At 65.9% G+C, this 20613-nt stretch carries 19 protein-coding genes; 12 read left to right on the forward strand and 7 right to left on the reverse strand.

The window, feature by feature from the left end:
- Positions 1-515: enolase-like domain-containing protein (locus AKL29_RS45875; RefSeq protein ID WP_488230433.1), on the reverse strand; the 515-nt coding region annotated here is incomplete at its 3' end.
- A gap of 331 nt (positions 516-846) precedes the next feature.
- Between AKL29_RS45875 and AKL29_RS31540 the strand changes: the two genes are divergently transcribed.
- Positions 847-1197: a hypothetical protein gene (locus AKL29_RS31540; protein ID WP_050386850.1), complete on the forward strand. Its 351-nt coding sequence runs from the start codon at positions 847-849 to the stop codon at positions 1195-1197.
- Positions 1198-1336: 139 nt separating this feature from the next.
- On the opposite strand, the gene AKL29_RS31545 is transcribed toward AKL29_RS31540, so the two are convergent.
- The 4 genes from AKL29_RS31545 to AKL29_RS31560 all read right to left on the reverse strand — a co-directional run bounded on the left by AKL29_RS31545 (position 1337) and on the right by AKL29_RS31560 (position 4300).
- Positions 1337-1549, reverse strand: a complete 213-nt coding sequence (locus AKL29_RS31545; protein WP_028334916.1) for a hypothetical protein — start codon at positions 1547-1549, stop codon at positions 1337-1339.
- Between the two features lie 388 nt (positions 1550-1937).
- Positions 1938-2312, reverse strand: coding sequence for a response regulator transcription factor (locus AKL29_RS31550; protein WP_050386851.1), 375 nt, complete (start codon positions 2310-2312; stop codon positions 1938-1940).
- The gene (locus AKL29_RS31555; RefSeq protein ID WP_050386852.1) at positions 2309-3175 is read right to left on the reverse strand and encodes a S1C family serine protease; all 867 of its coding nucleotides are present in this window, start codon (positions 3173-3175) and stop codon (positions 2309-2311) included. The genes AKL29_RS31550 and AKL29_RS31555 overlap by 4 nt, the downstream gene beginning before the upstream one ends.
- A 96-nt stretch (positions 3176-3271) precedes the next feature.
- Complete coding sequence (locus tag AKL29_RS31560) at positions 3272-4300, reverse strand: AraC family transcriptional regulator (RefSeq protein ID WP_050386853.1); 1029 nt, start codon at positions 4298-4300, stop codon at positions 3272-3274.
- A 263-nt stretch (positions 4301-4563) separates the two neighbouring features.
- Between AKL29_RS31560 and AKL29_RS31565 the strand changes: the two genes are divergently transcribed.
- A complete protein-coding gene (locus AKL29_RS31565) occupies positions 4564-5013 on the forward strand; it encodes a cupin domain-containing protein (protein WP_050386854.1) in 450 nt (149 codons plus the stop codon).
- Positions 5014-5132: 119 nt separating this feature from the next.
- Positions 5133-6626 carry a flavin-containing monooxygenase gene (locus tag AKL29_RS31570; protein ID WP_050386855.1) on the forward strand — a complete coding sequence of 498 codons (1494 nt, stop codon included), beginning with the start codon at positions 5133-5135 and terminating at the stop codon, positions 6624-6626.
- Here the strand turns inward: AKL29_RS31570 and AKL29_RS31575 are convergent.
- Positions 6623-7348, reverse strand: coding sequence for an alpha/beta hydrolase (locus AKL29_RS31575; RefSeq protein ID WP_050386856.1), 726 nt, complete (start codon positions 7346-7348; stop codon positions 6623-6625). The genes AKL29_RS31570 and AKL29_RS31575 overlap by 4 nt on opposite strands.
- Positions 7349-7488: 140 nt before the next feature.
- Between AKL29_RS31575 and AKL29_RS31580 the strand changes: the two genes are divergently transcribed.
- Positions 7489-8469, forward strand: a complete 981-nt coding sequence (locus AKL29_RS31580; RefSeq protein WP_050386857.1) for a helix-turn-helix domain-containing protein — start codon at positions 7489-7491, stop codon at positions 8467-8469.
- A gap of 20 nt (positions 8470-8489) precedes the next feature.
- Positions 8490-9557, forward strand: coding sequence for a maleylacetate reductase (locus tag AKL29_RS31585; protein WP_050386858.1), 1068 nt, complete (start codon positions 8490-8492; stop codon positions 9555-9557).
- On the opposite strand, the gene AKL29_RS31590 is transcribed toward AKL29_RS31585, so the two are convergent.
- Positions 9558-11012 (reverse strand): GH1 family beta-glucosidase, encoded by a 1455-nt coding sequence (locus AKL29_RS31590; RefSeq protein WP_050386859.1) that lies wholly within the window; start codon positions 11010-11012, stop codon positions 9558-9560.
- Between the two features lie 251 nt (positions 11013-11263).
- Here AKL29_RS31590 and AKL29_RS45880 point away from each other — a divergent pair, with 251 nt between their 5' ends.
- The 7 genes from AKL29_RS45880 to AKL29_RS31620 all read left to right on the forward strand — a co-directional run bounded on the left by AKL29_RS45880 (position 11264) and on the right by AKL29_RS31620 (position 20580).
- On the forward strand, positions 11264-12778 hold the full coding sequence (locus AKL29_RS45880; protein WP_244482528.1) for a M1 family metallopeptidase: 1515 nt from the start codon (positions 11264-11266) through the stop codon (positions 12776-12778).
- Positions 12779-12787: 9 nt separating this feature from the next.
- Positions 12788-13930, forward strand: coding sequence for an ERAP1-like C-terminal domain-containing protein (locus tag AKL29_RS45885; RefSeq protein WP_244482529.1), 1143 nt, complete (start codon positions 12788-12790; stop codon positions 13928-13930).
- A 78-nt stretch (positions 13931-14008) separates the two neighbouring features.
- Positions 14009-15661, forward strand: coding sequence for an acetolactate synthase large subunit (locus AKL29_RS31600; RefSeq protein WP_050386860.1), 1653 nt, complete (start codon positions 14009-14011; stop codon positions 15659-15661).
- Positions 15662-15906: 245 nt separating this feature from the next.
- Positions 15907-17547, forward strand: coding sequence for a phosphoglucomutase (alpha-D-glucose-1,6-bisphosphate-dependent) (gene pgm / locus AKL29_RS31605; RefSeq protein ID WP_050386861.1), 1641 nt, complete (start codon positions 15907-15909; stop codon positions 17545-17547).
- 23 nt (positions 17548-17570) lie between these two features.
- Positions 17571-18527: an NAD-dependent epimerase/dehydratase family protein gene (locus AKL29_RS31610; protein ID WP_050386862.1), complete on the forward strand. Its 957-nt coding sequence runs from the start codon at positions 17571-17573 to the stop codon at positions 18525-18527.
- The gene (locus AKL29_RS31615; RefSeq protein ID WP_050386863.1) at positions 18520-19395 is read left to right on the forward strand and encodes a dihydrodipicolinate synthase family protein; all 876 of its coding nucleotides are present in this window, start codon (positions 18520-18522) and stop codon (positions 19393-19395) included. The genes AKL29_RS31610 and AKL29_RS31615 overlap by 8 nt, the downstream gene beginning before the upstream one ends.
- A gap of 96 nt (positions 19396-19491) precedes the next feature.
- A complete protein-coding gene (locus AKL29_RS31620) occupies positions 19492-20580 on the forward strand; it encodes a S1C family serine protease (protein WP_050386864.1) in 1089 nt (362 codons plus the stop codon).
- The last annotated feature ends 33 nt before the right edge of the window (positions 20581-20613 follow it).

Raw genomic sequence — 20613 nt, forward strand, 5'->3', positions numbered from 1 at the left:
TTGATGGCGCGAAAGCCCTTGGCAAGATTGTCGTCGGTCTGCTTCAGCAAACCATCCAGTGGCAGATCAAGATCGATGCCGCCGGCATAGCAGGGCACGCGGCGGTCGAAGCCGCCGAGCAGCCGCCACAGCGGCATCGATGCCCGCCGCGCCTTGAGGTCCCACAACGCGATGTCGAGCGCGGACAGCGCCAGCACCGCCGGGCCGCCGCGGCCGCCATAATGCAGCGCCCACCACACCTTGTGCCAAAGCTGCTCGGTGTCGTCGGCCTCCATCTCGCGCGCGATCTCGGTGATTTCGCGGCCCAGGATATCGGCGATGGCGCCGCCATTGCGGCCGACCGTGTAGGTGTAGCCGGTGCCTTCCGCGCCGTCGGCATCGCGGGCGCGGATCGTGACGAGCTCGAACGCCTTGATCTCGCCATGCGTGCTGTCGCTCAGCACCACCGGGAGCGGGATCTTGTAGAATCCGATGCTGAGGTCCTTGAGGATGGCCACGCCGGAACTCCTTGTCATGGGACGAATGCAACGCGTGACACACGATCTCAAAAGCGCCGGCTGCCTGCAACCTTGCGCCTGCGAATGTCTGCCTTGAGCGATCGGCGTGCCTTCGGAGATGCAAGGCATATGACCGCTATGTAGATCGGCGGTCATAACGGACTGGGACCGTGCGGGTGTCGTGGCGACGAGCGATGCCACGCGCTGGACGTCGGCGCTGCGGCTGAGCGGGCCGCGACGCCCGCATTGCGGTCGCATTGGCTCCAATGAATGGCCACGGAAAAATCAGACGCCAGCCAAACTTCGCGCGTAGGTTTTATCGCTTGCTGACCTCGAAAAGGAATCGACCATGCGCAATCTCACAGCATTCGTCACTGTTGCCGCGCTCGCCCTCGGAACGCCCGCCCTGGTGCAAGCGCAAGGCGCGCAACCCAAGGCGCCGCCGCAGTCATCTGATCAATCCACTGTCATTCGGAGCATACAGGTCGTCGACATCAAGGACCTCAAGCCCGAGATGCGATCGAAGATCGAGGATGCGATGGCAAAGACCAAGGATGACGACATCCAGTCGCTTCGGAAGTCGATTGACGCGACACCGCAGGCGGTCTCCGCGCTCAAGGCCAAGGGCCTGACTTCGTCGCAGGTCGTCGCTATCAACATTGCCGATGGCGTGCTGACGATGTTCGCCAAAACAGCCTGACCACGGTCAGCGAATGTCGGTAGCGGTGGTTGGACCTCCCCGCGGTCACCGATGCCAACAACTCCCGCAGCCGGCGCTGCGGGAGTTTTCATTTCTGATAGGCGCGGCCCGTCCAATGGACTTTCACCGGGGAGAGCGATTAGTCAGGCTGGTTGGGCCTGGTACGTTCCGCGCGTTTCAATTCGCGATCGATCAGCGTGCAGACGCGCCGCCGCGCCAGCAGGTCGAGCCGCGCGCGCGTGCTGCCTTGCCTGGTCTTGCCGTTGATGTCGAACGACCAAGCCCAGAGGTCGGGTTCGATGTTGGTGAGTGTGTATTGAATGTCCCGATGACGACCGATCAGCTTCTTCATGCCGTTTCTTCTTGTTGGCTGAAGATTGCATAGCCAGATCGTGAAGGCGTCTGTATCCGGTCGAATACTGAGTCGGGTGTCCGCAGGGCGGAATTTTCCAAATCGCTGATTTGCGGTCGCTGTTCAGTGGCTGCGTGCAACTGACGAGTGCGCACGAAGATTCGCCGTCGTCCTGTCGAAGGCCAGGACCCCATTACCCCAAGTGCGCATTGTTGCGCGACGCTGGGGTTCACCGTCAAATGCTGTGGTTATGGGTCCTGGCTTTCGCCAGGACTACAATGATGAGTCTCGCCTGCAACATCCGCCGCGGCGTATGGGTCCCTGCTTTCGCAGGGACGACGGGTGGAGAGATCTCGGCTCAGCGTCACTACAACAGTCATCCCACCGCTCACAAATTGATCACCCCGCGCCGCGCGGCGTGGGCGACGGCGTCGGTGCGGCCGGTGGCGTCGAGCTTGTCGAGCAGCGAGCCGACATGAAACTTGGCGGTGTGAACGGAAATCCCGAGCCGCTGTGCGATCATCTTGTTGGACGCGCCTTCCGCCAGCAGCGCCAGCACGTCGAGCTCGCGCGGCGTCAGCTCGAAGTCGCCGGCGCCCGCTGCCTCGCGGTTGCGCGCGACGACCGCCGCCGTGACCTGTTCGCCCGGCGCGGCGAGCCGCAGGCCGGCGACGCCGCCGAGCAGGGTCGCCAGCCGGTCGGCGAGGACGGCGTCGTCGACCTCGAGCGCGATGACGATGTCGTTGGCCGGCTCACCGCTCACGTCTCGGGCCTCTCGCCGACTGTCACCTTGAAGTTCAGCGGCTCGCCGCCGCGATGCACGGTAAGCTCGACCACCGTGCCGACGCTCTGCGGTCCGAGGCCGCGCGACAGCGCCCGCACGCCGGACAGCTTCTCGCCATTCACGGCAATGATCACGTCGCCCTGCCGGATGCCGGCGGCGGCCGAGGGGCCGGCCTTGTCGACGTTCATCACCATCGCGCCGAGGCCGTCGTCGAGCCGGACCGGCTGCAATCCGACGCCAAGATATCCGCGCGCGATGCGGCCGCTCTTCTCGAGCTGGCCTGCGACCCGCTCGATGGTCGTCGCCGGGATCGTCAGCACGCGGCGCGGGCCGAGCACGGCCATGCCGAACGGCTCGCCCGCGGCGTTCAGCGCGAGGCCGCCCTGCTGGCTGTGCCGCAGCCGGACGTCGAGCTCGATCCGTGCATCGATTTCGCCGCCACGCAGGCTGCGCCAGGCCGGGCCCGACAGGGCGACCATGCCGAGCCGCGCGGTCGGCGCGCCGCGGTCGGCGGCGACGATCACCGCGAGCGATCCCAGCGCGGGGCTCCCGGTCGAGAGCTTGACGGGGGCGACATCGCCTTCGACGCGCAGCAGCGCGACGTCGGTGGTGTGGTCGCGTCCGACGACGGTCGCCGGCCTGCGGCTGCCGTCGGCGAACTGGATTTCGATCTCGCCCTCGTCGGCCAGCGCTTCGTCGGCGGTGACGATCAAGCTCGCCTTCCAGACAAAGCCGGAGGCGCGCGCGCGATGCGAATGCACGGAGACGATGGCGGGCGCAGCGCGCGCAATGGTCTCCGCAAGGGCTGATGACAGCGAGGACAGGATATTCGGTTCGGTCATGGGAAACTCCGTTGGCTTCCCTCAATCTGGGATGTCGCGGCTGACGGCGATACTGGCCGGATGGGCAGGGCGTAGCCGGGCCGCCGGAACCGCCGCTCAGCTCAGCCGCTGCAGGGTCGCCTTCGGGCTCTCGCCGAACTTGGCGCGGTAGGCGCTCGCCATCCGGCTCAGATGGGTAAAGCCGAGGTCGAATGCAATATCGACGATACGCTCGCGCGGCCGCGCCGTCTTGAGGCGGGCGTTGAGATGGGCGAGGCGGATGTCGAGCAGCATCTCGGACACGGTGGTGCCGAAGTGACGGCGGAAACCGAGTTGCAGCGCGCGGATGCCGGTGCCCGCGATCGCCGCAAGCTCGGCGAGGTCCAGCGGCTCGGTCGCGCGGCTTTCCAGATAGGCGCGCACGCGTTTCAAGGCGGCCGGCTGGGCCTCGGAGCGGCCGTTGAAGATATCGATCGCCGAACTCAGGCTGTGCCGCTGCCCGTTGAGCAGGACGTTGAGAAACGACTCGCGCCAATCGGCCGCTGCGACCGCCGACAAAGTCTTGCGCGGTCCGAGCTGCTCGGCGGCCGTGACAAGCTGCTCGATTCTGGCCGAGAGCGTCTGCCCGAGCGGCCCGCCCAACGCGACGGCCGGATCGAACTCGACCGGCCTCACCGCCACGCCGCCAAGCGCCGCGGCGCGATGCTCGACCAGCTTGCGGTCGAGCAGCAAAATCAGCTGGGCGCAGTCGCCGCGCCAGGTCATTTCGGTCGGAATGGTCGGCGACAGCAGCGAGGCGGTGTGCCGTGGTCCGGTGGTGAGCTCGCGCGCGGCGGTCCGCACCGCGGCCGAGCCGGACAGCGGCATCTGCAACAGGAAGAAGCGGTCGAGGCAGCCGGGATTGATCGCGACCGACCCGCCATAGGCGACATAGCTGACGGAGAAGCCGTCGAAGTCGGCGCAATTGTGATGCGCGGAGAAATCGCTCGCGGAGTGATCGACCGGCGTCAGATCGTGCGGACAGAAGATGCGGCCGATCGCTTCCGCCGCGTCATCGACGCGCGCCGTCGCGACGCGTGCGAAATCCTTGAGCCTTGCGCTTGCCGAATTCGCGCTTGCCGAAACCTCGTTGCCAACAGCAGTCACGCCGGCCGTCCGGAGTTGTTTGAGGTCTAAAACATCAGGCAGCCTAGAGCATCCCGCGGCAAAGGGGAACGCCGTTTCGTCGTGCAATCTGCCCGATCGGCGGTCAGGACGATGCGGCGGCATTGGGCAGCAGCCGGCCAGCGCAATGCTCCCGCATTGCAGCATGAAGGTGCCGGGTGCGGATTCGTTTATCGGCTAGACAGCCTCACCGGCCGGCGACAGGCTCCGTGTCGGCACTGCGCATCAAAACTGGAGAGGCTGACATGGGCACGCTCGAAAAAGGCATTACCCGAACCGGCACCGGCTACGGTGGCAAGACCTGGAATATCCTGGGCCAGGTCTACTATCCGAAGGCGGTCACCGACTCGACCTTCGCGTTCGAGACCAACAGCGATCCCGGCCAGTTCGTGCCGGTGCACATCCACCCGACCCAGGACGAGTTCATCCTGGTGCAGGAAGGCGTGCTCGACCTCAAGCTCGACGGCGTCTGGGTGCAGGCCAAGGCCGGCGACCTCGTGCGCATGCCGCGCGGTATTCCGCACGGCTATTTCAACAAGTCGGATAAGCCGGCGCGGGCGCTGTTCTGGGTGTCGCCGATGCAGAAGCTCGAGGCGCTGTTCGAGAAGCTGCACAATCTGCAGGACCCCGCCGAGGTGGTGCGTATCTCCGCCGAGCACGAGGTGGACTTCCTGCCGCCGGAAGCCAACGACTAGGCCAGCGACACAAGACAATACGCACACGAGGCGGCAATCGCTGGAGCTGGGCTCCGGCGATGACGGGGACGCGTGCGCTTAACGAAATTGGACCTGTTCATTCAATTCGGAGCGGTTTCATGGTCAAGCAGAAGCATGTGTGCGTCATCGGCGCCGGCATTTCCGGGCTTGCCGCCGGCAAGGCCTTTGCCGGTCGCGGCCACAAGGTGACCATTATCGAGCGCAGCGGCGATCTCGGCGGGGTTTGGGAGCCGGCGCGCTCCTATCCTGATGTGCAGACCCAGAGCCCGAAGGAGCTCTATCGCTACACCGACAAGGCGATGCCGGAGTCCTATCCGGAATGGCCGAAGGGTCCGCAGGTCCATGCCTATTTGCGCGACTATGCTCGCAGCCACGGGCTCGACGGCGCGATGCGGTTCGACACCAAGGTCGAAGGCATGAAGCGCCGCGCCGACGGCAGGCCGGGCTGGACGCTGCCGCTGCGCTCGACCGACGGCGCCACCGGCCACGAGGATTTCGACTTCGTCGCGGTCTGCACCGGGCAATTCAACGAGCCGCAGACCTTGCCGCTGGCCGGCGAGGACGGCTTCAAGGCGCAGGGCGGGCAGATCCTGCATTCATCGCAATACGGCGATCCAACGCTTGCCAAGGGCCGCAAGGTGGTGGTGCTCGGCGGCTCCAAATCGGCGACCGACATCGCGGTGAATGCGGTCAATTCCGGCGCCAGCGAAGTCACCATCGTGTTTCGCGAGCCGGTCTGGCGGATTCCCTATTTCGTCGGCGGCCTCGTCAACTTCAAGCGCATCCTCTACATCCGCGCGCAGGAGCAGATGTTTGCCAGCTGGGGCATTGGACCGATGGCACGCCTCGCGCATGTCGTGGCAAAGCCGTTCGTGTGGGCGAACTGGCGCGGGCTCGAGAGCATGCTGAAGATGCAGCTCAAGCTGAAGCAATGCGGCATGGTGCCGAAGGAGCGGATCGAGGACGGCGTCAACTGCTCGGTGCCGATCGCAACCCCCGGCTTCTATCCGATGGTCGCCGACGGTCGGATCAAGGCAGTGCGCGGCACCTTCGACCATTACGACGGCAAGACCATCGTGATGAGCGGCGGCCAGCGCGTCGGGGCCGACGTCGCAGTGCTGGCGATCGGCTACAAGCTCGGCGTGCCGTTCCTCCCCGAGGAGTATCAAAACAAGCTGGTCGAGCCCGACGGGCAGTACCGTCTCTACCGGCTGATCGCCAATCCCGATCTGCCCGACATGGGCTTCGTCGGCTTCAATTCGAGCTTCTGCACCGTGCTGTGCGCCGATCTCGCCGCGAACTGGCTGGTGCGCTACGCCGACGGCCAGCTGGCGCGGCAGCCGAGCGCGGCCGAGATGCACGACAACATCGCGATGATGCTGAACTTCAAGCGCGTCGAGCGTCCGGCAGCGGGCGTCTATGGCGGGCTGTGCGTCGCGCCATACCACTTCAAGCATTTCGACGAGCTGCTGGCGGACATCGGCACCAAGGCGTCGCGCCGCAACCCGCTCGTCGAAAAGTTCACCCCGCCGGATGCGGACGCTTATGCCCGCTTCCTCGCGACCGCGCCCGCGTACAGAGCGGTGGCCTAATCGCGGCCGGCGTCGAGGAAGGCTTGTGCCAGCCGCTCGGGATTGGAGAAGCAGAGCTCGTGGCTGCCGGGCACCTGGACCAGGCGGAACAGCCCAAGCTTCTCCGACAATCGCGGGTGCCAGGGCAGACTGTGCGGCATCGCGGTGTCCTCCGTGCAGTTCACGTAGGACTTTGCGATCGGCATCTCGGCAGGATTGGTGCGCAGCGCGATCTTGTCCTGGAAGGTCTTCAGGGGATGCGGGTTGAGCTTGTCATAGGCGCGCTGCGCCGTCTCGAGATCGGCGTCGTTGATGAAGGCCTCGCGCCAGATCGGGAACGGCAGCACCACTGAGCCGTCGCCGCGCTCGGCGTGGATGGCGTCGAACAGGCCGCGATAGTGCGGCGGCACCATGTCGTTGAGGCACTCGCCGTTATCAGGCACGAACGCGTTCCAGTAGACGAGGCGGCGGATGCGGTTCGCGGCGGCGTCGGCAACGCCGGTGATGACCATGCCGCCATAGCTGTGGCCGACCAGCACGATGTCGTTCAGATTATGTTCGGCTAGATAATCCACGATCGACTGGATCGCCTCGGCGAGCCCGGAGTCCTTCCGGTCGCCGGGGCGGTTGCCCCTGATGGTCGGGGTGTGGACGACATGGCCGGCCTTGCGGATGGCAGCCGCAACCGGCTCAAACTCGGCGCCGGTATGCCAGGCGCCATGGACGAGAACATAGGTCGACATGTTGTACCTCCCTGTCTGGATTGCCGCGTCCGGACGGCCCGGGATACGCGCAAGATTCATCCGCTTCCTGATGGATATTGACCTGGACCCGCGGAACGCGCTTGGCTGTGAGCGAACCGGACTGGGCTCGGAGTGAACTGATGCAGCAAATCGCCGCCGCGGATCGCTCGCGCAGGCTGAGTTGGAATACCGCGGACACGAGGCCCGGCGAGCAGTTCGCGTATTACCGCGAGGCGGTCTGCCAGGCCTTCATGAACCTGACGCCGGAGCCGCCGGCGACGCCCGGCTTCCTCGCCCGCGTCGAGACCGTTGGGCTCGGTGATGGCGCGGTCAACCGGGTCAGCTTCCCGGAGCATGTCGTGCGGCGCTCGGCTGCCGACATCGCCGCGTCCAGCCGGCGCTGCTACTACCTCAATCTGAAGCTCGCCGGCCGCTGCCGGATCCAGCAGGCGGGACGCGAGATCAGCCTGTCGCCGGGGCAGGTCGGAATCTTCGACAGCGGCCAGCGCTTCGCGCTGCTGCACGACCGCGGCCCGGCGCTGCAGGTCGCCTCGTTCTGGGTGCCGGCCGAGGCGCTGGATGAACGGCTGCCGTCGGCGCCCGAGGTCGCGCCGGCGCGGGTCTCGGATGATCCCTTCGTCGGCCATCTCATCACCGAGACGGCGCAGGTTCTGAACACATCCGCGCTCCGTGCCTCGGATGCGGACAACGCGCGGCTGTTCGGCGTGCTGCTCGATCTGGTCGCGCTCAGCCTGTCGCGCAGTGGTCGCGCAGGCGTCGCGGAGAGCGCAAGCCTTGCCGATGCGACGTGGCTTGTGCTGCGCCGTGCCGTGGACCGCAGGCTGCGCGAGCCCGGCCTCGGCGTTGCCGCCATTGCGGCTGCGGTCGGCATCAGCGAGCGCTATGTCCACAAACTGTTCGAGCGCGCCGGCACCACATTCGCCAGCCATGTGATGGACCGCCGTCTCGACGGCGCCGCGCGCGATCTGAGGGATCCCGCGCTCGCCGGGCGCGCGATCGGCGACATCGCGTTCGACTGGGGCTTCTCCGACCTGTCGCATTTCACGCGGCGCTTCAGGCACCGCTTCGGCTGCACGCCGCGCGACTGGCGCCGCGGCTGACCAACGCTTCGGAAATCGCCATGGCGCAGCCGTTCACCTATCAGGTCAGCCCGATGCGGGTCGTGTTCGGGGTCGGCACCGTCGCGCAGCTGGCGGACGAGCTCGACCGGCTCGGCATCAGCCGCGCGCTGTTGCTGGCAAGCCGGCGGCAGCAGGCCGAGCTCGGCGATCTCGCTGATCTGACCGGCGGCCGTGCGGCCGGATTGTTCGACGGTGCAGTGGTGCATACGCCGGTGGCGGTGACCGAACATGCGATGGAGATCGTCGGCGAGCTCAAGCCCGACGGCGTGGTTGCGATCGGCGCCGGCGCCGCGACCGGCCTCAGCAAGGCGATTGCGCTGCGCACCGACCTGCCGCAACTGATCGTGCCGACCAGCTATGCCGGCTCCGAGATGACGCCGGTGCTCGGCGAGACTGTCGACGGCGTCAAGACCACGCAATCATCGCCGAGGATACTGCCCGAGACCGTGATCTACGACGTCAACCTGACGATCTCGATGCCGGCAAAATTCTCCGCGATCTCCGGCCTCAATGCGATCGCGCATGCTGCCGAGGCGCTGTACGCGCGGGACGGCAACCCGATCACCTCGCTGATGGCGGAAGAGGCGATCGCAAAGCTCGCATCATCGCTCCCCGACGTGATCGCGCGGCCGCGCGATCTCGATGCGCGCGCGGACGCGCTCTATGGCGCGTGGCTGTGCGCGGTCTGTCTCGGCACCGTCGGCATGGCGCTGCACCACAAGCTCTGTCATACGGTCGGCGCGTTGTTCGACCTGCCGCATGCCGAGACCCATGCAGTGCTGCTGCCGCACACCATCGCCTACAATACGCCGGCCGCGCGCGATCCAGTCAGCCGCGCGGCGAGGGCGCTTGGAGCGGCCAGCGCCGCCGACGGCTTGTTCGATCTGTCGGCAAGGCTCGGCGCGCCGCGCTCGCTCGCCGAGATCGGCATGCCCGAAGACGGCATCGCAAAGGCCGCTGCGCTCGCCACCAAAAATCCTTACTGGAATCCGCGGCCGATCGAGGAGAGCGGCATCCGCGACCTGCTGAAGCGCGCGTGGTCCGGTGCGCGGCCGCAGGCCGGATGATCAGACCCCGATCGCGTTGCGCGCGATCACGTCGCGGTAGAATGCCGCGCTCAATTTCGGCACCCGGGCCTGGGTCTCGAAATCCACCCGGTAGAGGCCGAAGCGCTTCTCGTAGCCGAAGATCCATTCGAAATTGTCCATCAGGCTCCATAGGAAATAGCCGTGGACCGGGACCCCGTCGGCGGTCGCGCGCTGCAATTGCGCAAGGTAGTTGCGCAGGAACATGATGCGGTCGAGATCGTAGATCTGCCCGTCCGGATGCACCTTGTCCTCGCCGGACGTGCCGTTCTCGCTGATATAGATGCTCTTGATGTTCCACAGCTTGGCGGCGATCCGCGGCGCCCAATAGATCGTCTCCGGCGCGATCCGCAGCCATTCCGAGCTCATGTGCGGAAAGGAAGCCGGCATCGGCAGCGGCTTCCAGCCGGGGGCATGCTCGGTGGCAAGGATGTAGCATTGCGGCGCGTAGATGTTCAGCCCGACGAAATCATTGGGCTGCGAGATGATCTTCAGCTCGTCCGCGGTGAATTTGGGCGCATCCGCGCCGGCATATTGCAGGAAGCCTTCGGTGTATTTGCCTTCAAGGACGACACCGAGGAAACCTGCGTTGAGCTCGCGGGTCGCGATCTCGGTGGCGCGGATGTTCTCCGGCGTGTTGAAGGCGGGCACGCAGGCGGTGATGTTCTCGGCCGGCCCGACCCGCGTGCCGGCACGGCCTTTGGCGCGGATCGCCTGTACCGCGAGCCCGTGCGCCAGCGCCACATGATGGCGCGCCTGGTTCACCTCGCGCGCCGGCAGCTTCAGCCCCGGGGCGTCGACGCCGAGCGCATAGCCGAAGGGGAGGAAACGCCCGACCTCGTTGAGGGTGAAGACGTTCTTCACGCGGTCGGTCAGTCGCTGTGCCACATAGCCGGCATAGTCGCCGAATGCCTTCGAGGTGTCGCGGGAGCGCCAGCCGCCGACGCGGTCCTGCAGCGCCTGTGGCAGGTCCCAGTGATAGAGCGTGGCGTAGGGCTCGATGCCGTTCGCCAGCAACTCGTCGACCAGGCGGTTGTAGAAGTCGAGGCCCTTCGGGTTCGGCGTGCCGGAGCCGTCGGGAAATACCCGCGGCCAGGCGATCGAAAACCGATACGCCTTGGCGCCGAGATCCTTGATGAGACGAACGTCCTCCTTGTAGCGGTGATAGTGGTCGTTGGCGCGGTCGCCGGTCGAGCCGTCCTCGATCTTGCCCGATGTATGGGTGAAAGTGTCCCAGATCGACGGGCCGCGGCCGTCCTCGTTGACCGCGCCCTCGACCTGGTAGGACGAAGTTGCCGTGCCCCAGACGAAGCCCGTGGGAAAGTTCGTGCCGTCCGGCCGCGGCGCACGGTTTGCAGCCTCGGCAGGGCCGCTCAAACCGAGCGCCGAGAGGCCTGCAAGGCCCGCAAACTGCCGGCGCGAGAACTTTCCGAACATTGCTGTCTCCCGTCGCCGAACGCTGCGGCTGGAATGCGAGCCGTAGGTTAACCTTCCATCCGGCCGTTGAGCAACAAGGGTCGGCGGGGCCAAAGCGCCGTGGCGACCGGCGTACCAATCAATGCGAACCATTGTGATGTCAATGTCGCGGAGTTGTCAGTTTTGTGGCGACATTTTCTCTACTAGATTGCCTGCTACGTCCTTCCGCAATGACATCCGAATATCCCCGAGATTCCCGTGAGCTGCGCGCGATGAACAAGCCTGCAACCCATGTCCGAAGGGCGCTGCTGCGTCGTCTTGCCACTGCGATCGGCTTGGCTTTGGCGATGGCCGCAAGCGCGCAGGCCGAGCAGACATTTTCGTTCGACCGCACGCCCGGAAAGTTGCCGAAGACGGTCGTCCCGTTGCATTACACGATCGAGCTGACGCCTGATATCGCGGGCCTCGCTCTGCCAGGCGTCGAAACCGTCGACATCGAGGTGCGCGAGGCGACCGCGCAGCTGACGCTGAACGCGGTCAACACGACATTCGCAGAGGTTACGATCGATGACGGAGCGCAGCGCGCGGAGGTCGCGACCGATGCCGCCGCGCAGACCGCAACGCTGACCTTCGCCAGGCCGCTTGCGGCCGGCCGCCACAAGCTGCGCATCGCCTTCACAGCGCAGATCAATAAATTCGGCACCGGCCTGTTCTCGGTCGACTACCCGACCAGGACCGGGATCAAGCGGATGATCTCCAGCAAGCTGGAGCCGGCCGATGCCAGGCGGATCTTCCCGTGCTGGGACGAGCCGTCGTTCAAGGCGAGCTTCGCGCTGACCGTCGTCATTCCGCGCAATCTGCTCGCGGTCGGCAACATGCCCGTGACCAGCGAAGAGCCGGTCACCGGCGATCTCAAGAAGGTTGCGTTCGCACCGACGCCGAAGATGTCGAGCTATCTGTTCGTGCTCACGGTTGGCGAGCTCGAGCGCGTCACAGCAGATGCCGGCGGCGTCACGGTCGGCGTGGTGACGACGGAGGGCAAGAGCGGGCAGGGCCGGTTTGCGCTCGACAGCGCGGTGAAGCTGCTCGGCTATTACAACGACTATTTCGGCGTCAAATATCCGCTGCCGAAGCTCGACCTGATCGCCGTTCCCGGCGGGTTCGGCGGCGCGATGGAAAACTGGGGCGGCATCACCTTCTTCGAGAGCCGGCTGCTGTTCGACCCCGCGACCTCTGCGCAGACCGCGCGGCGCGGCATCTTCGCCATCATCGCGCACGAGATGGCTCATATGTGGTTCGGCGATCTCGTCACCATGGCGTGGTGGGACAATCTCTGGCTCAACGAGGGCTATGCCAGCTGGATGGCAACCAAGGCCTCGGAGCAGTTCTATCCGCAATGGCAGGGCTGGCTGAACGGCTACGGCGCGAAGCAGTTTGCCATGGCGCTCGATGCGCGGCGCACCTCGCATCCCGTGCAGCAGCCAATTGCCGATCACAGTGAAGCAGTCACGGCATTCGACGCCATCACCTACAACAAGGGGCAGGCGCTGATCCGCATGCTCGAGACCTATCTCGGCGAATCGGCGTTCCGCGACGGCATCCGCAAATACATGGCCGCGCATGCCTACAGCAACGCGACGACCGCCGACCTCTGGCAGGCGCTCGAGAGTAGCGGCGGCAAGACCATCACCGGTATCGCCGCCTCCTTCACCGAGCAGGACGGCGTGCCGCTGGTCGTGGCCGAGGCGGCCTGCGATGGCGTGGCGCAACGGCTGACCTTGCGGTAGGATCGCTTCGTGATCGCGCCGGCCAACAATCCGCCGCTGCCGGGCCGCAACTGGCAGATCCCGGTTGCGGTTGGACCGGCGCATGGCAAGCCGTACGACGAGATATTGTTGAAGGGGAGCGGCAATATTCCGGCCGGCGCCTGCGGCGATGCGATCAAGGTCAACCTCGGCGACGTCGGTTACTTCAGGGTCGAGTACGGCCCGAAGAACCGTGCGGCGTTGCTGAACGCATTCCCGCAAATGCAGGTCGCCGACCGTCTCAATGTCGTCACCGACAGCTGGGCGCTGGTGCAGGCGGGCCGCGCGGAGGCGCCGTCCTATCTCGCGCTGCTCGATGCGCTCGATGCCGGTGACCATCGCGCGGTGTGGGACCAGGTGATCTCGACATTCGCTGCGCTGAACCGCCTGGCGCGCGACCGCACCGAGCGGCCGGTGATCCAGGCCTATGCCCGCGCCAAGCTGCGCCCGGTTTTCGATCGGATCGGATGGGACGGTGCTGGTTCAGGCGACGATGACACTGCATTGCTGCGTGCAAGCCTGATCTCGACGCTTGGCGACCTCGGGGATGCGGCTATTCTGGCGGAAGCGAAGCGGCGCTTTGCGGCATTCGTCGATGATCCCAATTCGCTTCCGACCGCATTGCGCGATGCCGTCACGCATGTTGTCGGTGTGACCGCCGATCGGGCGACCTACGACCAGCTGCTGGCGCTGGCACGTAGCAGCACGGCGACCAATGAACGGCTGCGTTATTATCTCGCGGCGGCAAGTGCCCGCGATGCTGAATTGGCGCGGGCAACGCTGGCGTTGACGCTGACCAACGAATTGCCCGACACGATCGTGACGGGGATGATCAACGCGGTTGCGTCCGCCGGCGAGCAGCCGCAGCTCGCCTGGAACTTCGTCCGGACCAATTTCGATACGTTGCTGGCGAGGCAGGGGCCGAACTTCCGCGACCAGTTCGTGCCGAACTTCATGACCAACTTTACCGATGAGGCGCACGCGGCGGAACTGGCTGCGTTTGCTCCGTCGCAATCGACCGCCGGCGGACGGGTGATGGTGGCGCGATCGGTGCAGGCGATCGCAATCTCGGCCGATCTTGCCGCGCGCGTGCTGCCCACCGCTGACGCCTGGATCAGGGTGCACAAGCCGTGAGATCGCGAGGGAGTTTCCGGCGGCGCGCGATGCGGATATGCTCCGTGCGCGGCATGCAATCAACGATGCGAGGCTGAGATGGTCAAAGGTTCCGATTTGCTGGTCGCTGCCCTCGAGAATGAGGGCGTGGAGCGGGTGTTCGGCGTTCCCGGCGAGGAGAATCTCGACGTCGTCGAGAGCTTGCGCAAATCCTCGATCAAGCTGATCGTGACGCGCCACGAGCAGGCCGCGGCATTCATGGCGGCGACCTATGGCAGGTTGACCGGAAAGCCCGGCGTCTGCATGACGACGCTCGGCCCCGGCGCGCTCAACCTCACCACGGGTGCGGCCTACGCGCTTCTCGGCGCGATGCCGATGGTGATGCTGACGGGCCAGAAGGGCATTTTGAGCAGCCGGCAGGCCAAGTTCCAGATTGTCGACATCGTCAACACGTTTCGTCCGCTGACCAAGCTGTCGCTGCAGATCGTCAGCGGCGCGACCATTCCGACGCTGGTCCGCGACGCCTTCCGAATTGCGACGCAGGAACGGCCGGGGCCGGTGCTGCTCGAACTGCCGGAGGACATCGCGGGCGAGGAGACTGCGCCGGTCGAAATGATACCGCCGCACCCGATCGAAATTCCGATCGCGCACGCGGCCGCGCTCGATCGCGCCGCTGACATGATCCTGAAGGCGCAGCGCCCGCTGATCATGCTTGGTGCTGCGGCATCGCGTCCGCGTTCGACTGCCGGGATCGGCGACTTCGTGCGGCGCACGAAAATCCCGTTCATCACGACGCAGATGGGCAAGGGCACGGTATCCGGCGGTACCAATCAGTATATGGGAACCGCCGCGCTGAGCGAGCGCGACTACGTGCATGAGGCGATCGACCGCGCCGACCTCATCATCGCGATCGGTCACGACACGGTCGAGAAGCCGCCGTTCATCATGGGCCCGAAGGGGCCGCAGGTGATCCATGTCAGCTACATGCCGGCAACGGTCGAGCAGGTCTACTTCCCGCAATGCGAGGTGATCGGCGACGTCGGGCCGAGCCTCGAATTGCTGGCTGATCGGGTCGAGGGAAAGCTGCCGCATGCCAGCGCGCTGCTCAGCCTGCGCGAGAGCATTCTGGCGAAGATCACCGATCGCGCCACCGAGGGCCGCTGGCCGCCGACGCCGCAGCGCATCGTGCATGATGTGCGGCAGGTCATCCCGGAGGACGGCATCGTCGCGCTCGACAACGGCATGTACAAGATCTGGTTCGCGCGCAATTACCGCACGTTGCTCGCCAACTCGCTGCTGCTCGACAACGCGCTCGCGACCATGGGTGCCGGCCTGCCGTCGGCGATGATGGCGGCGATGCTGTATCCGAAGAACCGCGTGCTCGCGGTCTGCGGCGATGGCGGCTTCATGATGAACTCGCAGGAGCTCGAGACCGCGGTCCGCCTCAATCTCAACCTGGTGATCCTGATCCTGGAGGATTCCGCCTACGGCATGATCCGCTGGAAGCAGGCGGTCGACAACTTCCCGGATTTCGGCTTGACCTTCGGCAACCCGGATTTCGTCAAATACGCCGAAAGCTACGGCGCCAGGGGTTCGCGGATCGCGAGCACGGATGCGATCGTTCCGACCCTGGAACGGGCGTTTTCCGGCGGCGGCGTGCATCTTGTCGTGGTGCCGATCGACTATACCGAGAACAAGCGGGTGCTGGTCGACGAACTGCGCGAGAAGGTGCAGCAGATCGATGTGTCGTAGAGCATGATCCGGACCCGAAGGGCCGCGTTAGCGCAAAGTGCGAAGCGGTTTTCCCTCGCGACAAACGCAAAGCGTTTGCGCGGAGATCATGCTCAAACAAGACGTTAAAGCATGGCTGCGGTGGGCAAGGAACGAAAAGCCCTCGGCTTGATTGAACGTAAGCCGCCATGGTAGCACGCCAAGATATCACGCGATGGCATCACTCGTTGTGCTGATGGCCGGCGATACCAGATCTGAGAGGTCACGTGACTGCACCAAATCCTGCCGCCGGCAAACCCATCGATCCCGCCTCGCTCGCCAATGTGCCGCGGCTGGTCACGGCCTATTTCGCCGGCAAGCCCGACGCCGGCGATCCCGCCCAGCGGGTTGCGTTCGGCACCTCGGGCCATCGCGGCTCGTCGCTGAAGAATTCCTTCAACGAGGACCATATCCTCGCCACCACACAGGCGATCTGCGATTACCGGCGCGAAAAGGGCCTCACCGGGCCGCTGTTCATCGGCATCGACACCCATGCGCTGGCCGAGCCGGCGCTGGCCAGCGCGGTCGAGGTGTTCGCGGCGAACGGCGTCGAGATCATGATCGATGCGCAGGGCGGCTACACGCCGACGCCGGTGATCTCGCACGCGATCCTGAGCTACAACAAGGGCCGCAGCACGGGCCTTGCCGACGGCGTCGTCATAACGCCGTCACACAATCCGCCGGAGGATGGCGGCTACAAATACAATCCACCGCATGGTGGTCCGGCCGACACCGACGTCACCGCCGTGGTCGAGAAGAGCGCCAACCGCTATATCGAGGCCGGCCTCAAGGGCGTCGCGCTGCTGCCCTATGATCGCGCGCGCAAGGCAGCGACCACGCATCTGCACGACTACATCACGCCCTATGTTGCCGATCTCGGCAACACCGTCGATCTCGCGCTGATCAAGTCCGCCGGCGTCAAGATCGGCATCGATCCGCTCGGCGGCGCGGCGGTGCACTACTGGCAGCCGATCATCGCGCGCTACGGCATCAACGCCACCGTCGTCAATGAGGCCGTCGATCCGACCTTCCGCTTCATGACCGCGGACTGGGACGGCAAGATCCGGATGGACTGCTCGTCGCCTTATGCGATGGCGAGCCTGATCGGGATGCGCGACCGGTTCGACGTCGCCTTCGCCAACGACACCGACGCCGACCGCCACGGCATCGTGACCCGCTCGAACGGGCTGATGAACCCGAACCACTTCCTCGCCACCGTGATCGCCTATCTGTTCGCGCACCGGCCGCAATGGAGCAAGGACGCCGCGATCGGCAAGACCATCGTGTCGAGCTCGATCATCGATCGCGTCGCGACGAAGCTGGGCCGCAAGCTGGTCGAGACGCCGGTCGGCTTCAAATGGTTCGTCGACGGGCTCGGCAGCGGCGGCTTCGGCTTTGCCGGTGAGGAGAGCGCGGGCGCATCCTTCCTGAAGCGCGACGGTTCGGTGTGGACCACCGACAAGGACGGCATCATCCTCGGCCTCCTGGCGGCCGAGATCATCGCCAAGACCGGCCGCGATCCGAGCGAATTGTTTGGCGAGCTGACTGCCGAACTCGGCGTTCCCTATTACGAGCGCATCGATGTGGCGGCAACGCCGAAGCAGAAGAACGCGCTGAAGGCGCTCGGGCCCGATCAGCTCAACATGACGCAGCTCGCCGGCGATGCCGTGCGGGCGGTCAGGACCAAGGCGCCGGGCAACGACCAGCCGTTCGGCGGCATCAAGGTCGAGAGCGAGGCGGGCTGGTTCGCCGCGCGTCCCTCCGGCACCGAGGATGTCTACAAGATCTACGCCGAAAGCTTCCGCGGGCCGGATCATCTCAAGCAGATCCAGGGCGACGCGCAGGCCGCGATCGCCAAGGTGTTCTGAAAGGCGCGGGCCGGGCGGACCTCATGCGAATATTGTTGACCGGCTCCTCCGGCTGGCTCGGCCGTTTCCTCGCGCCGCGGCTTCGACAGGCCGGCCATGATGTGGTCGGCCTCGACGTCGTCCCGGGCGAGGCGACCGATGTCACAGGCTCGGTAGCCGAACGATCGGTGGTCGAGCGCGTGTTCGCGGATTACGGCATCGAGGCCGTGATCCATGGCGGCGCGCTGCACAAGCCCGATCTCGAGCGGTTCGCGCCGCAGGCCTTTGTCAACGTCAACGTGTCAGGCACGCTCAATTTGCTGCAGGCAGCAGTGGCTGCCGGCCATGACCGCTTCGTCTTCACCTCGACGACCTCGCTGATGATCTCGCAGGCGATCCGCGACGAGGAAGGTCATGCTGCGGTGTGGCTCGACGAGACGACAGGGCCGCTCGAGCCGCGCAACATCTACGGAGTGACAAAACTCGCCGCTGAAGGGCTGTGCCGCCTGTACAGCCGCGAGCACGGGCTGAACTGCGCGGTGCTGCGCACCAGCCGCTTCTTCCCCGAGGATGACGACACCATCCGCGACATCCATGGCGAGAACCTGAAGGCGACCGAGCTGCTGTACCGCCGCCTCACCGTCGAGGACGCCGCCGATGCTCATGTCGCGGCGCTGGACAAGATCCGCGGCTTCGAGGTCTTTGTCATCAGCGCGCCGACGCCGTTTGCGCGCAGCGATGTCGCCGACCTGAAGACGGACGCGGCCGGGGTCATCGCGCGCACCTTCCCCGATGCGCCGGCGCTGTTCGCGCGGCGCGGCTGGCACCTGCCGAAATCGATCGGCCGGATCTACGACGCGAGCAAGGCCGAACGGCTGCTCGGTTTCCGCGCCGGCACGGATTTCGCAGCGGTGCTCGGCGCCTTGCGCAGCGGCACGCCGCTTCCCTTTGCGCACGATCCCGATTATGTCTCGCCGTCAACGAGGCTCGCAAATGGCTGACTTCCACGGCGTCTTTCCGTATCTGGTGTCCCCGGTCGACCCTGCCGGCCATGTCCGCACCGAGGTGCTGGGCCGGCTCTGCGACGATCTGGTCAAGGCCGGCGTCCACGGCCTGACGCCGCTCGGCTCGACCGGCGAGTTCGCCTATCTCAACAATGCGCAGCGCATGCAGGTGGTGGCGACCACGATCGAGGCCGCGCAGGGCCGCGTGCCGGTGGTCGCCGGCGTCGCCTCGACCTCGACGGCGGATGCGGTGGCGCAGGCCAAGGCCTACCAGAAGCGCGGCGCGACCGGCATCCTCGCGATCATGGAGGCGTATTTTCCGGTCGGCGACGCGCAGGTCGAAGCCTATTTCCGCGCCATCGCCGATGCCGTCGACATTCCGGTCGTGATCTACACCAATCCGAATTTCCAGCGCTCCGACCTCACGCTCGACGTCATCGCGCGGCTCGCCGGGCATCCGCGCATCGGCTACATCAAGGACGCCTCGACCAACACCGGGCGGCTGCTGTCGATCATGAACCGTTGCGGCGACAGCCTGAAGGTGTTCTCGGCCTCCGCCCATATTCCGGCCGCGGTGATGCTGATCGGCGGCCACGGCTGGATGGCGGGTCCTGCCTGCATCATCCCGCGGCAAAGCGTCGAGCTCTACAATCTGTGCCGCCGCACCCGTTGGGATGAGGCGATGGCCCTGCAGCGCAAGCTGTGGCGCATCAACGAGGCGTTTGCCCGCTTCAACCTCGCCGCCTGCATCAAGGCCGGGCTCGCGAGCCAGGGCTACGACGTCGGCGATCCCGTGCCGCCGCAGGCGCCGCTCACGGCCGAGCAGCGCAGTGTGGTCGAGGCGGCGTTGCGCGATCTGGCCTGAAGCCGTCGGGGCTGCGCGGCAAAATGCCGGGCAATCCGACTTGGCTATGCCGGAAACCTCCGCTTGGTCAGCGCGTTTGTTGCGTGGAGCACACCAATGAATCGGCGTACCGTCCTTGTCCTGGCCGTGATCGCGGCCGTTCTGCTGATATTCGCGGCCGGCAGCATCCGTCAGGCGCCGTGGAGCGGCCCGGCTGCCCGCGCGGTCGCCGAGCGCGGCGCGCTGTCGGATGCCGAAAAGGCCAATGTCGAGATCTTCGAGAAGGTCTCGCCGTCGGTCGTGCAGGTGGTGACGCAAACCGCCGCCAATCCGCTGAGCGAGGAGCAGGAGGGCGGCGCGGCGTCGGGCACCGGCATTGTCTGGGACAATGATGGCCACGTCGTCACCAACAACCACGTGGTGCAGAATGCGAGCCAGGTCGCGATCCGCTTTGCCTCCGGCGAGGCGGTGCGCGCCGAAATCGTCGGCACGGCGCCGAACTACGATCTGGCCGTGCTGCGCATCCGCAGCGCGCGCAAGCTGCCGCCGTCACTGGCGCTCGGCAGCTCGTCCGATCTCAAGGTCGGCCAGTTTGCCTATGCGATCGGCAACCCGTTCGGGCTCGATCAATCGATGTCCAGCGGCATCATCAGCGCGCTTAAGCGCCGGCTGCCGACCTCGAGCGGCCGCGAAATCTCCAACGTGATCCAGACCGACACCGCGATCAATCCCGGCAATTCGGGCGGCCCGTTGCTCGATTCCGCCGGCCGGCTGATTGGCGTGACCACGGCGATCCTGTCGCCGTCGGGCTCGAACGCCGGCATCGGCTTCGCGATCCCGGTCGACATCGTCAATCGCGTGGTACCCGAGCTGATCCGCACCGGCCGCGTGCCGACGCCGGGGATCGGCATCGTCACCGCGAATGAGGCCGTCGCCACCCGTATCGGTGCCGAAGGATTGATCGTGGTGCGCACGACACCGGGGTCGCCGGCCGAGCGCGCCGGGATACTCGGGGTCGACATGTCGACCGGTGAGCTCGGCGACGTGATCACCGCGGTCGACGGCAAGCCGGTCCACCGGCTCTCCGATCTGGCCGACCAGCTCGAGCAGATCGGGGTCGGCAAGAAGGTCCGGCTCAGCGTGAACCGCGACGGCTCGGCGCGCGATGTCGAGGTCGCCATCGTCGATATCGGCCGGGCGCAATAATGTCGTCACTGCCCTGACGCGTGCCGCCGGATT

Source organism: Bradyrhizobium pachyrhizi (assembly GCF_001189245.1).
GTDB classification, from domain to species: domain Bacteria; phylum Pseudomonadota; class Alphaproteobacteria; order Rhizobiales; family Xanthobacteraceae; genus Bradyrhizobium; species Bradyrhizobium pachyrhizi.